This is a genomic window from uncultured Cytophaga sp. (assembly GCF_937863595.1).
GTDB lineage: Bacteria > Bacteroidota > Bacteroidia > Cytophagales > Cytophagaceae > Cytophaga.
This window is the reverse complement of record NZ_CALMGQ010000180.1, coordinates 1-13,236: the sequence shown is the minus strand read 5'-3', so window position 1 is coordinate 13,236 and position 13,236 is coordinate 1. Positions and strand designations below refer to the sequence as shown.

The following is a 13,236-nucleotide window of genomic DNA, read 5'->3' as shown; positions in this document are numbered from 1 at the left end:
GTTTCCCTTAAAAGAGTTTGACACCATCCAAAATCTTTTAAGGGAAATCCTTTCAATCGGCTACATTATTTTAAATAATTTAATAAAATAAATTGTAAGAAGTAATCATTATTTTGAATAAATCAAGATGGGTACTTTTGTGGTATACGTCAATTCTACCGATTTGCTTGGTAAGAATAAACGTTCAAAGAAACCTTTTTCTCTTTTTGTAAATAAGATTAATAATTCAGGTTTTGTTTTTTGAACATGATTCGTGACTTTTTCTATGAGAGAACGTTCATAGTTGTTTTTTTGAATCTTTAATTCAATGTTTGCAAATAGTTCTGTTTTGAATAATTCTTTATTTTTTTCAAACTTTTTTGTGTCAATTATTGCTGATGCATAATGCAATACTTCTAATTGCATTGAAATCTCGTTTGAAAATTTTGATATTTTTACTACTTCTTTTTTTAGATTTTCAAAATCCGATAAATAAGTAGCTTTTTCTAGAGGCTTCTGTATATAATGGCTTGGTATAACCAGTAACGGAATGGTAGAGTTCTTAACAATATAGGATGTATGCGTACCCATTACTTTCCTAAGCATACCAGCACCTTTGGTTGCAATACAGATAAAGTTTATTTTGTGCTTTTCAGCAAAGGTTATGATGTCCTTTTCAGTAGAAGAGCTATGGTCAATAATAAATTTCATTTTTGCGAATTTTCCCTTACCTCTTCCAAGAGTAGAATAGATAAATTTTTTGAGATCTTCAGTAAGGCGTGCTATCTCTGCATCTTTGTACTCTTTAAAAAACACATCACTCCATTGTGTGGGTTTCATAATTCGAATAGCATGATAGAATGTTACCTCTACGCTTTTAGATTGTTTTGCTAACGTTTGCGCAAATCGAACAGCTCCTTTAGAATTTTCAGAAAAGTCTGTGGTTACAAGTAGTCTCATGTGAATTTTAATTTAGGGTGTAATTTGTATCTATTTTTCTGATTATGAAATCACATGTATGGAATGGTGTTTCATAATCTTCTAATAGCTCCATTCAATGGGATTCAACTAAGATAGTTGAACATATCTACATTCTGAAATTAAAGCCAATGTTTCATTCCGTTGAATCGTATGATATAAGTCATAAAGGCGTACTTTTGTTAATTTCGTGACGCTTGTTTCAAGTGAATGAGTTGTTATTATTGAATCGTTTAGAATACGTCTAAGAAACATACAAAAAGCAATGTGCATGATCATAGAAAAAAATGAAACAATATAAAAGACGCGAACACAAATGAATCTTGCAATTCATACATATCGAATTGCAATCAAAAAGTAGTGCTAAGCACATTGGTATATTACCGAAAAATAAATTTGATGGATATTGATTTTGGTAGTCTCTAACTTGTATTTCGTTACAATCATTTTTAAATGTCGTATTAATCCTCTTTTTTTTGTGGCTGTTGCAGCCTTCTTGGTCCATCACGCTCAAGTAATACCGTGTCTGAATGTAGGAACTGCGCCGCATCGGCTGAATCTTTTACTTTAGAAGCGCTACGTTTTAACATTTCGGATTCAAAAGGCGTTAATACACTTTGTCTCAGTCCTACTGTTTTCCATTGAGAGTAAGGTTCTGCTGCTTTAGCTATTTCACGAGCCAGCGCCAAGGCATCTAGGAGTGCTTGATTTGCACCTTGTCCTTTGAATGGGCTCATGGGATGTGCTGCATCGCCAATCAAGGTTACGGCACCTGCATGCACGAATAAATCGGCGTCTAATAATTCTCTGTCGTACACGGGATACCCTGTAACCTGTGCTTCTAAGGTTGCAGCAACAATCTGTGGAATAGGAGCGTGCCACTGCGTTCTGCGACAAGCTTCTTCTTTTAATGCATGCGTTCCTTTACTGCTTAATGCTTTTGCATCCTCTTCTGACATTGGGAAACTTAGTTGCCACATAATCGAGTCTGATGCATAGGGCATCATGTAAATGCGCTCGTTGCCATTAGCAGTTTGAAATACAGTAGCGGAATCTAGTAAAGGACTGTCTATACCTTCAAGAGCTGACAAGGGACAAATACCCAATATTACGATGCATTCAAGGTAACGCAAGGGTGTAACATTTTCATGAATCAATAAGCTACGCACTACACTACGGATACCATCGGCTCCAACTACAAGATCTGCCTTGGCACTTTTCATTGTGCCATTTACTTGAAAGTGTAGTTCAATTCCTTCATCAACCGATTCCGTATAATTGATGAGTTGGTGTCCCCATTGTACTGTATCAACTCCTCCGAGTTGTTCTAACAACGCTAAGCGCAATGATTGTCGTGCGATGTGCACATTGGTGCGCTTCGGAGATCTTTTGACATCTTCTGGCAATCGTTTTCTGAATCCCCAATCCCCAATCATTTTGCCTTCTGTGGTGTACACCACATGTCTTGTTGATATGATCCCTTCTGCTAAAGAGAAAATACCCAAACCTTCGATTGCTTTACTTGCTTGTTGCAAGGTGAGTCCGTAGCCCTGCGAGCGCTCATTGAAGCTTCCATCGCGTTCATACAGCGTAAATGGAATGCCGCGGTGTAAACATGCTACAGCCAATGCAACGCCACCAATGCCTCCTCCAATAATTGCAACGTGTGGGTAGTTTTCTGTATCTGGCTTTGGTGGAGTGGTAGAAGGAATTAGACCAGATCCCGAACAATTTTCACAGGTAATAAGATGTCCATTAGGGCGGGTTGGAAGTACCCCCTCGGTTTTTGTTTTTTCGAATTCATCGAGTTCTATCTTGTAGCTTAGGCGCACTTTCTTGCGGAGTCTCTGGCTTTTTTTTCCACGTCCTTGACACTCTTCGCAAATTGTCCAACTCGATATATTCTTTTTCAATGGATTCAAATTATTTATTTTGGATTTCCTTAATTAAATCAATCATCGCAACAATCGTACTATTTATTTTTGTATGTGCGCTACGTTTAAATCAGTATAATATTAATGAACTATATATTTATACTGCTTCGATTTTTGTAATTCAAAAAAGGACTAATTTTTATTTTTTGTTTTTATCTTTCCAATTCCACCACTTAAGTTTTTCCTTTTCGTGTTCATCTTTTGGCGTGTCTGCATAATAGATTGCACATTTAAAGACATACAAAACACATCTGTCTTGAATTGTACCCGCAAATGCATTGGATAAATCAAAAAGGGTATAAGCATCTTTCCCTTTCAAATCTGCGATTGAAGTGATTCCAATATTCCAAAGGTCGGTCGCCAATGAAATCCCAACACCAGGAATTTGTTTTAAATCCGTAATTGATTGTTCTTTATTATACATTATTATTAAATATCCCTGCAAATATAAATTTATAAATGGCCACGTTTGCTAAGAGTTAAATCAACTCGATTCTATACAGAAGTGATTTTTATCGCATTCTGTATAATTTAATGATATTAAAATACAAAGTTTACCGATGTATTTAAGGTATATCCTCTTAAATTTTTATTATCTGTGAAGGGTATTAAATAGGTGAATTTTGTATCAATTAAGATGAACTTATTTTTAAATATTTCTAAACCAATGGTTGGCGAAACGTAAAATATATCTGCTTTTGTTTTAACTCCCGTCGCTAACATGTATCCCGCATTGTATCCTGAATATAGATTGAAAAACTTTCTACTTCCTCTTCCAAGATGTCTAGAATAAAAGTCTTGTCCAAAACCTAATACAAATAATTCAGAGAATGTACTATCATTTGTACTTTGGCTCTGCGTGCTTTTATAGACACCTATTGTTGCAAAGCTTTTGCCTTTGGTAAATAAATATTTTAGAAAGTATCCTTGGTAACTATTCGAAGATATACCTGGTTTAGGCGAATCAATTGTTAAAAAGGAATATTCAAACCCAGGCATATTAACAAAAGATATTTTTGAATTATCAGGACTTGTTTGCTCTTCCGATAGGGTAATTGTTACGCTGTAATTTTGAGTTTTTTGTATGAAAGGCAACAACTCTTTTTCTTTTCTAAATATTTTTTCTTCCGTTACTTTATTTTCATTCCAAAGTGAAATATACATATCCGATTTAACATCCAATTGCTTCATCAATTCAGCATAGGAATCTTTTTTAGATTTTAGATAACTTATCTCAAGATTGATATCGCTTACTTTTAAACTATTATTAACCGTGGTTACTTTCCTAGATAGAACGAATCCTAAGGAGGAAGCTTTCTCATCTAATTGCTCATATAGATCTTTACTTAAATTAATCTTAAGATAAATTGAAGTGGTACTTTCATTTTGATTTTGTATGGATAAGTCATTACGTTTCATAAAATCTAATAATTCTTTCTTAGAATTTTTAAAATCGATAGACGTAACATCAATATTTAATTCTGTGGTGTAAAATATCGTATCAACTTGACCGAATAATTGAATTGAACTTATAAGTAGGAGATATGTTAAAAAACGTTTCATATTTTTGTGGTTGTTCAATTGCGTATTTTGTTATGTGTATTTTTTACACCTATTCAGAGTAAAATATGTTACTTAACATGGAATTAGTAGACTATCCCAACGCTTAAGAGAGCGTTCTTGATAGTCAATAAGTAAAATTAACCATTTCGTTCGTAAATAGGTACACAGACCTCAAAATTATCATCGTGTGCTAGTAAATGAGTTCCTTTAGCTCGTTATAGCATGTGTGTTGTGTGCTGTTTTTCTATCTGTTAAAAAATGCTTGCCTAGATGCTTCATACTCTTTAAATCCGGCACAGCTCATGTTTAGCATTAGGCAACATTTTTCAGCATAGTTATTTGGATGGCGTGTTTTAAAATACCACACGATCAGGTCTGCAGTTTGTGGGTGTTCAAAATCGGAATGAATAAAGCTTAAATCACGGTCTTTCTCATTTTCGTATATCCCACGCCAATTTTGATACAGGTAGAAGTAATGCAACACGATTTTAAGTGCAATACGTTCTAAATCTTGGTTGGAAATCTTATCGCCTGTTCTTTGTATAAAGTAATTTTTAACAAAATTGTAATTCTTTGTTACAATGGTTTTAATCTCTTCATCTGAAACATGTGCTAATAGCAGATTCGAATCCGAATTTGTTGTTAAGCGTAGTCCTTTCTGGGTAGATTCTACTTTAATTTCGTTCCGATCAATAGTGAAAATCATTGCTTAGTTGATTTTATGGATAGTGCTGGTATTATAATGTCGTTTTCGTGATTGTCGATACCACAAGGCAATTCCAATCAATAGAATCATAATCCATAAACTTGGTTCGCTCATACGTTGCGAATCGTCATCAAGGTCCAATGATTTATTACCTGATAACACCTGATCTTGTTTCTTTTTTAAAATGGCTTTTTGTGCTTCGTTCTCAACTACTAAGTAAGAAGTGACAGGTGTCATTACTTTTGATAGGAAACTGTATCTTACCAAATGCAGCCATTCTTTATCAGAGATTTCCGGGTGGAAAGTCTGGGAGATCCAATTACCCTGCATTGTCAAAGCCGACTGCCAATTCTTTTCTTTGATTTCTGTTTCGTTTGTTTCAAAAATATCTTTCTTTAAAATAATACTTGGTTCATTGTTGTTTGTCAAATAAACGCTTGTGTTATCTTGAAGTTTGTACTGCAATACAGTTTGATCAAACGAAGAAATAGGGGTGTTCGGAATTGGCTCAATCGGATTATCAATGAGTGAGTGCGCTGCTAAACTTCCATCTTCGTTCAGATTGTAAAATAGAGAACTTTCAGGAAACGTAGAGTTGAAATCTGAAAAATCTTTATCCAAAATAGCATTTTCAATACTATCCGTAACGACTACAATTACGGGATACGTTGGCTTTTTATACGCATCATATAATGTTTTTTTTATGGCTCGTTCTAAATAAAATCCACCTTCAAAATGTTGTGATTTATAATTCTCTTGCCAATTATTTTTTAACGGAATCGTAGTTACATAGCTATTTACAAAACTGATTTGTGCATTTGCGGCAAGAGCTTGATTGTTCTTTAAAATGGTTTCTATACGTTTTGTAAAATCTGCTGATTGTAGTATTTTATCTTCTGAGATATCAATTAAGAAATGAAAGTATGGTTTGCGTTGAACGGGTTTTAGAGACCTTTTTTGTTGTGTCGCTATGTAAACAACATTTTCTGTTTCAACATTTTCGCTTATGGTTTCTTCTACATTGCCTAATTCAACAGCATGGTCGTCAATTGTTAGTGTAACAGGTTCTTTGTGGATGAATTCTATCCCCGTTTTTCGTACTTCATCCATTGCAAATGGGAAAACTCTAAAAACTACTTTATTTCCAGTCAGGTAATACAAAATTCCTGGGTCACGATTTTCATTTTTAATATTTGAAAATACCCACATGGCCGATTTTTTCTCAGCTAACATTCCGAACTCTTTTTTACCTTCTACATACAAATAGTAATCGCTGATCCAGCAACCTTCTGGCAGCTTAAGTATGGTAGAAAACTCGGAACGCCAAGCCGTTTCATTTTTATTGGTAATTTCCAAATCAATCCAACTTTTCCATGTGTGTAGAGAAGTATCGTATACGCTTTTTGATTTGATGTGGGTGATTTTTACATTTTCGGACTGAATATTTTCTGGTCGTATTTTTATGGAAGTAGTTCCAAAAAATATTTTTTCGATGGTATTTATTTTTGTATCCGACAAGGTTAGGTTGTCTAATACCAGCCAATTAAAATAGGAGGATAGATATGGAATTTTACTGCCTAATATAAAATCGTTGTGATCATCTTTGTGGCTCTTAACAACGTTTAGTGTTTTTTGAAGAGAATGTTTATCAATGCTGTATTGCTTTGAATAGTCCGGACTATATAAATATGCAAGCGTTTCATTTAATACAATTTTATCTTTTAAATAAGTTGCAGTAATAGCGATCGGGATTACTAAAAAACCTAAAATAGAAATTGCTATGATGCTGTTTTTTGAAAAGAATGATTTCAAAAAAGCATAATCTCTTGAGAGTTCGTTTGCATGTACAACGAATAGAAGTATAGGTGTAAGCAATAAAAAACCAATTCCGATTGCAATAATAGCAACCACAGATAGGGGCAAAAAGGGTAGGAATACCAAAAAGAAATAGAAGGTGTAAGCGAATGTTATGCTACGACCAATAAATAAAAATAATCTATACTGTTTGTGATTGAGGTTGGGTAAACATATAAGAATACCATTAATCACAGCAAGAATATAAAACCAAGGATTATTGAAATCTCCGAAAATACCCGAATTGTAGAGACTTATACTCCTGTATAGATTACCATTATTTACAGATAAGCCCAATAAAGGAAGGATAATTGCAATCGGGATTTTCCAAGCCAATTGATACTCTTGAAAAATTGCAGATTTTTTAATGCTCAAGATGAAAATACCTCGAATTAAGAAAAAGAGAAATACGATGGTAGCAACAATAATGAGTATAAGTGATGCGTGGATATTAAAATCAACATCAATGGGTTGCCATAAAGGAAGGATGATTTGAGAAAATAAATAACCCGAAACAGGAATACAAATTGCAATCAAAAAATTTGTCCAAACCTTGTATTCTTTTGTTTCAGTTGTAAAATGACTTACTAAAATTAATAAGCAATACGCAAGTGTTGGCATTAAGAATGTGCCCACATATATATAAATATTTTCAGAAACCATCCATTGTGGTACGTTGGATGGCATGATTTTATCTAGATGGAATACATATACATAGATGAAGGTAATGTAGGAACATAATGATAGTAAGCAGTAGAGGATAGATATATCTTTCTTTTTAATAATAAGATAAACAGCATGCGAAAAATTGAGTAATCCTAAAAGGGCTAATGCCAATCCAAAGTACGTCCATAGTTGGATATTGTTTTCGTCCAATAATGATTTTATAATGTTGTATTGTCCAATGCAAAGAATAAAAAGCAACACTATGGGTACTGTGTTGATTAGAAAAACCCATTTTGGGTTAAGTAAGTTTCTCATTGTGTTGTATGTGTGTTAAAAGTTTTTCTGTTAGGTAATAAGCTAAAATAAGAAATGACAGATTCGTAATTATCCCAACGGCTTCATGGATTAAATGTTGTTGGTTCAGGAACATATTTTTAGTTTGGGTTTGAACACTTATGGAGGCAAGTATTCGAGCCGTATTTACTAAAATTGTAAACAGAAATGTATAACATAAAATGCTTGGAATAATAAAAATTTTATAGACCGTTTTATCAAAATGCCTGAAGGTTAAATAGGTAAAAACGACAAAAGATACTATCCAAAAGTTAAAACCCGAACAGGATTTGTCAATCACAATATGTAGGTTTTCGTGGTAATATCCCTTTTCAGGACTGTAAACAGATGGAGATGCAGTTACTAGTCCAACAATTTTATCAGTAGGTTTAAGTAAAAAAATCAGGTCATTCGTGTTGGCACGTGTATAACCGAATTTCATTAAAATGACAAGACCAATTGCTATTAAATAATAAGGTGTGTTTTTATTTGCTTGCACGATTATTTTTTTAGCAGGTATGATTTTAGTATGGAACGTAGGATAGTAGGCAGATACATCCTTCGATGAATCCTTCCTACATGAAAATTATTTTTATAAGATACAGCATCTTGTTTTTAATCAAGATGCTGTATCTTAATTTAAATGAGCTGACTAATATTCGTTTTGGAAACCTGCTAAACGGATTGAATAGATTGAGCGGATTGAACGGTAAACAATTCTGTGCCTTACAAACCAAATGTATCTATACCATTAAAACCGATCTTATGTTTTATACTTCAAATGGAAGCACATATTCCTTGATAACTGGCTTCGAGCTGCGCGTCTTTACCTCAACCTTTGCCTTTAGTGGAGAACCTACTAATAGCGATACTTTCACATATTGATCTTCATGTACCATCCAAGAATGATCCACTAATAGGTATTCTGTAGTATTGGCTTTAGTTGCCTGATAATTCCATCGCTCTACAGCTAAGGGCTCAAAATTAACGATATTACCCATGTACCACACTTGAATTCCTGGTAGCGATTGATTGCCCAATTCAGTGCATCCCACTACACTAATATCCAGAGAGGAACCATCTTCAAGGTCTTTAACAGACCACTCTTCAATGCTGCTTTTAATATTTGACATACTCGTTTTATTTTAAGGTGTATTGATAATTAATAATGGATGCAATTAAAAAACGTTCATCATGTTATCGAAACTTAATGATTCTTGTACTCCTTGATTTTAATTTACTTACTAATTCTTTATAGAACGATTAAATATATCCCATTTTAACGTAATTGTAAGGCTTATGGGGTATTTGCCTATCTATACCAATCTTTATCGCAGTTCTTTTAATGACTGTGCCAAATGTTCTTAAAATCACTTGGTAGGGTGAATCCTACATTTCTAAAAACTATTGAGATAAAAATAAACAATTTGTTCGAAATACGATGCACCTAATTCAATATTATATAAAAAAAGGAATAAAATTACCCCTTGGTAAACACTATTTTTTTAAAAAGTACAAAGCAGTATTTTATTTTTGTTCTTGAATAATGAATAAAACGCAAATCATTCTTAAAATAGGAGATGGGGCATTTTAACTATTAAAATAGTGCGTGCATGTAAACACTATTTTAATGTATAATGTCTTCGGGGGCCTAGTTTAGAGACGTGTATGGATTATCCTATAACTCCTACGCACGATATTCATTGGTATGTTAGATTTTTTTATAAACAGAAGTGAATGCACTTAATTAAAAACTCTGGATTGATGAATAGATATAAAATTACGAGCTATTTATGTTTGAACCAACACGCATCGTTAACCTCATACGCTTTAAATTCGGTATTTACTGGACTGCCGTGCATTACCTTCGTATTGTAACGTGTTCGAACCAAATAATTAAACGCGCCCATGTCTCCTGTATAAGCTGTTGTATTATCTGAATTATATGTACGATGAATCTTGCACAATTCTTCCATGAATGGCTGCATAACGGAAATGCTGCCACCCATGATTCCGCAATTCAACAAGGCTGCATTTTTGAAATCCGTTTCATACGTTGTATAATCCGGTATTTTACTTCGTAAGTGTTGCGAATGATTTTGCATCCATTCATTTTTCAATATCTCAGGTTCGTCACCACAAAAAAAAGTATTGGGATTGCGTTTATACAGTTCTTGTATAAACGGATTCTTCAATACAAGGACATCAGACACATCAGTAAAAAAAATATGTTCCATGTGAGGTGCATGTAATTTAAAAAATTCATCATATACAAAATATCGAAACACATTTGGGTTGTATATCGGATTGTAATTTATTTTTATAAAATGAATGTGATCGCTTTGGTGTAATTTACATGTGTATTCTGAAAAATTTGTATGGAAAATAATACCTTGCAAACCCAATGCTGTAATGGATTTTGCCCAATCAGATACCAGTGAAAAATCGTCATTTGCTAACGTTTCATTTCTATTCACATCATGAATGCCTGTTATAAGGGATGAAACAATAAGATTGCTGCCTATTTTAAAATCAATTTTCAATTTGAGCGTTCCTTTTAATACTAGCCGTTAAACTGTGTAAATTGTTTCTGTAATATACATAGGTTCTCAAATCGAGTTTCTTGACAGCAAATTTTTGTTCTGCACGTTCGTAAAAATGGGCATCTGCGCCATATATATTATCAAATTTAAACATCGTAAATACTTCTTTTTTTCCAAATAAGGTAGCAAACAGAATACAATTATCTACGTGAATTACTTGATTGTTATCAAAACGATCGGGAACATAATAATCCGATTCTTGATTTACAATTGTTTCAGTTGTTGAGGCAATCAAATCCAGCGATTTAATTTCTGACAAACAGGTGCTGAGGTGATTTGGTTTGTATTCATCGTCTGCATCAATAACAGTAACGAATTCGCTGTTGCTCATCAGCATTCCTCTGTTTATAGATTCGGATTGGCTTCTGTTTTTATGACGCACATACGTTATCTTATCTTCATGCTGAATAGCATAGAGTAAGATTTGATTTTGCGTATCGTTATTACTACCATCATCAATGATGATAAGCTCAAAGTCTTGAAAATCTTGATTTAATACTGAATCTATGGCTCTTTTTGTTAGTAGAAAGGTCGTATTGTAAACAGCCATTATAACTGCAATTCTATTTTTGTAAAACATGCGTAACAGTGATTATACTTCGTAATTTACTAACTTCTGCTGAAAGATGTCGTAAATTATTTTTGTTATAACACCTTATCGGTGGTTTTTGTTGTAAACGTTGAATGCCCTAAGGTTTGCTAAGTGCCATTCAATGCACTGAGAAGTAGTTTATGGCATTATTCAGCGCTATAGACTATAAAAAAGAACTGCCTAGTTTGGTTCGGAATAAGAACAGCTTATATATAAAAGGGTACCAATAAAAAATATAAAAAGGTTTTCAATACATAGTATTGCATGCAGTAATAAAATTTGCAAAGTGACGGATTTAGTAGTGTTATTCTAATTTACTACCAATTTCATTCGTAGGGAAAAGCTTTATTAACCACTAAACCCGCCATTAGCACATGTACATATTTGTACAAGTTTTATTTTGTCATTTTACCAAGTCTTGCTGTAGTTTTAACAGTTGTAGTCTTGTAGATCATTCCAATTCCTAAAATTGGTTTAACAACTGTTGTTTCATACTGAGGGTAGAAAACAACATCATAACCAGGGTTAGCAGTCATTAAGTCGTAAAGTGCATAATTTGCTGTCTTGTCAGTAGTAAGGCTACCAATTACTGGGATAGATGCAAAACTAATATTAACAGATCCACCACCTTGAACTTCACCAGTCTTTTTAATAAACAATCTAGACCAATCAATTCCTACAATTTTGTTAGAAGTTGCTTCAGCTGAAACTTGCTCAGATAATGTAAAGTCAGACTTCGTTAAGTTAACTCTAGTGTTGGGTTCTCTCATGGAGTGGTTATACGTTGAACAACTAGAAAAAGCAGCTACTAAAGCTACAACTGTTAACATTTTAAAAACTTTCATTTTTTTATTATTAAAATAATTTTTCTTACTCATAAGGCTTTTCAGAATACGCCCCGTTTTTTATTTGTTTCTGGACTCAAGTTGCAAAATTATACAATTTCTTTGAGATAAGTGCAGAATCAATATCAACAAGGAAGAGTTCAATTAATTGTACGTATTGTTTGACGTATATTTTTTTAGAACAACCTGTTTTCAAGTTTTGGAGTTGTAGCTTTTATAGCATGCGCTACCATTGAGTAGCCATAAATTAAATTCTGTGTTATGTAAACCAGTCTTTTAAATTTTATTAAAATGTTTGCATTTTTTTTGAACGTGTTGGTTATTATCTAAGTAGATAATCATAGTGAAAAAATAAGTAATAAACCATGGATTGTAATTCAATGTTGTATAGTAAAAGAAATAAACTACACGCTTATTTTTGTGGAGAATGCTTAAATATATATATCAATAATCCGGGTTTACTTTATTGCAGAGCGCAAACAAAGGGATGCCAATGGGTGTTGTTCCACCATGACATTGCTCCAGAAAATAAATTATCGTTTGGGGAAATAAGAACAAAGCGATTTATAATCATTCACTAAAATACATTGAGTCATGATTCATTATGATAACGCTTTGTGTAACTATCTTATTTTGTAATTATTACTTCCTTCTTATTCCAATTACATTTGGAAGCTCCCAATATGCACCGTTGGTATCATTTTCATTAAATCCAGTTTCATAGCTTCCCATTTTTTGAACGTTAATAGTAGTATGGTTTAAGTAGAACGAAGCTTCAGGGCCACCTTCTAAATACATCAAGTGTTTGATTTTTAATTCCGATTGTATTAACATGTTTGTGAAGTCTAATACCTTATAAGGCGAACGACAAAAAATAAACAATATATTTCCCGAAATATCTTCACCAAGCAGTACCATGCTCCATTTCTTTTCAGATGCTTGCCACGTAGCTTTACCTTCACAGTTTACCATGCGAATGCCTTGACTAAAGGATGTATACTTGTTTTTTGCTGTTGGCCAATCTTGGCAGGTAATATCAACGAGTGTAGCAGATTTTTTACTTGTATCTTGAGAATTAAAAGCAAACACATTTTTGTAACTTGGGTTGAGATTCGGGTTGTTTATATAATTACCTCTTTTCATGTAACCCGTGCATGTTTGAAAATTTCCTTCTAGTTTAAAC

At 33.3% G+C, this 13,236-nt stretch carries 12 protein-coding genes; all 12 read right to left on the bottom strand.

Annotated features, from left to right (window positions below; genetic code table 11):
• Nucleotides 1–108: 108 nt before the first annotated feature.
• Nucleotides 109–939: a universal stress protein gene (locus tag Q0543_RS15590; protein ID WP_299255217.1), complete on the bottom strand. Its 831-nt coding sequence runs from the start codon at nucleotides 937–939 to the stop codon at nucleotides 109–111.
• Nucleotides 940–1,418: 479 nt separating this feature from the next.
• A complete protein-coding gene (locus Q0543_RS15585; RefSeq protein ID WP_299255214.1) occupies nucleotides 1,419–2,870 on the bottom strand; it encodes an NAD(P)/FAD-dependent oxidoreductase in 1,452 nt (483 codons plus the stop codon).
• A gap of 160 nt (nucleotides 2,871–3,030) precedes the next feature.
• Nucleotides 3,031–3,315 carry a helix-hairpin-helix domain-containing protein gene (locus tag Q0543_RS15580; protein WP_299255211.1) on the bottom strand — a complete coding sequence of 95 codons (285 nt, stop codon included), beginning with the start codon at nucleotides 3,313–3,315 and terminating at the stop codon, nucleotides 3,031–3,033.
• A gap of 116 nt (nucleotides 3,316–3,431) precedes the next feature.
• A complete protein-coding gene (locus Q0543_RS15575) occupies nucleotides 3,432–4,454 on the bottom strand; it encodes a hypothetical protein (protein WP_299255208.1) in 1,023 nt (340 codons plus the stop codon).
• A gap of 244 nt (nucleotides 4,455–4,698) precedes the next feature.
• Nucleotides 4,699–5,160, bottom strand: a complete 462-nt coding sequence (locus Q0543_RS15570) for a hypothetical protein (protein WP_299255206.1) — start codon at nucleotides 5,158–5,160, stop codon at nucleotides 4,699–4,701.
• 3 nt (nucleotides 5,161–5,163) lie between these two features.
• Nucleotides 5,164–7,995, bottom strand: coding sequence for an MSEP-CTERM sorting domain-containing protein (locus tag Q0543_RS15565; RefSeq protein ID WP_299255204.1), 2,832 nt, complete (start codon nucleotides 7,993–7,995; stop codon nucleotides 5,164–5,166).
• On the bottom strand, nucleotides 7,979–8,512 hold the full coding sequence (gene xrtK / locus Q0543_RS15560; protein WP_299255202.1) for an exosortase K: 534 nt from the start codon (nucleotides 8,510–8,512) through the stop codon (nucleotides 7,979–7,981). The genes Q0543_RS15565 and xrtK overlap by 17 nt, the downstream gene beginning before the upstream one ends.
• Nucleotides 8,513–8,783: 271 nt before the next feature.
• Nucleotides 8,784–9,146, bottom strand: a complete 363-nt coding sequence (locus Q0543_RS15555) for a hypothetical protein (RefSeq protein ID WP_299255199.1) — start codon at nucleotides 9,144–9,146, stop codon at nucleotides 8,784–8,786.
• 654 nt (nucleotides 9,147–9,800) lie between these two features.
• Nucleotides 9,801–10,556 carry a hypothetical protein gene (locus tag Q0543_RS15550; RefSeq protein ID WP_299255197.1) on the bottom strand — a complete coding sequence of 252 codons (756 nt, stop codon included), beginning with the start codon at nucleotides 10,554–10,556 and terminating at the stop codon, nucleotides 9,801–9,803.
• Nucleotides 10,546–11,196, bottom strand: coding sequence for a glycosyltransferase family A protein (locus tag Q0543_RS15545; protein WP_299255194.1), 651 nt, complete (start codon nucleotides 11,194–11,196; stop codon nucleotides 10,546–10,548). The genes Q0543_RS15550 and Q0543_RS15545 overlap by 11 nt, the downstream gene beginning before the upstream one ends.
• A gap of 407 nt (nucleotides 11,197–11,603) precedes the next feature.
• A complete protein-coding gene (locus Q0543_RS15540) occupies nucleotides 11,604–12,038 on the bottom strand; it encodes a hypothetical protein (protein ID WP_299255191.1) in 435 nt (144 codons plus the stop codon).
• A gap of 657 nt (nucleotides 12,039–12,695) precedes the next feature.
• Nucleotides 12,696–13,236: phosphodiester glycosidase family protein (locus Q0543_RS15535; protein WP_299255188.1), on the bottom strand; the 541-nt coding region annotated here is incomplete at its 5' end.

Coding starts and splice junctions, on each gene's coding strand:
- Q0543_RS15590 (WP_299255217.1), bottom strand. CDS start 939: ATGAGACTACTTGTAACCACAGACTTTTCTGAAAATTCTAAAGGAGCT.
- Q0543_RS15580 (WP_299255211.1), bottom strand. CDS start 3,315: ATGTATAATAAAGAACAATCAATTACGGATTTAAAACAAATTCCTGGT.
- Q0543_RS15575 (WP_299255208.1), bottom strand. CDS start 4,454: ATGAAACGTTTTTTAACATATCTCCTACTTATAAGTTCAATTCAATTA.
- Q0543_RS15570 (WP_299255206.1), bottom strand. CDS start 5,160: ATGATTTTCACTATTGATCGGAACGAAATTAAAGTAGAATCTACCCAG.
- Q0543_RS15565 (WP_299255204.1), bottom strand. CDS start 7,995: ATGAGAAACTTACTTAACCCAAAATGGGTTTTTCTAATCAACACAGTA.
- Q0543_RS15555 (WP_299255199.1), bottom strand. CDS start 9,146: ATGTCAAATATTAAAAGCAGCATTGAAGAGTGGTCTGTTAAAGACCTT.
- Q0543_RS15545 (WP_299255194.1), bottom strand. CDS start 11,196: ATGTTTTACAAAAATAGAATTGCAGTTATAATGGCTGTTTACAATACG.
- Q0543_RS15540 (WP_299255191.1), bottom strand. CDS start 12,038: ATGTTAACAGTTGTAGCTTTAGTAGCTGCTTTTTCTAGTTGTTCAACG.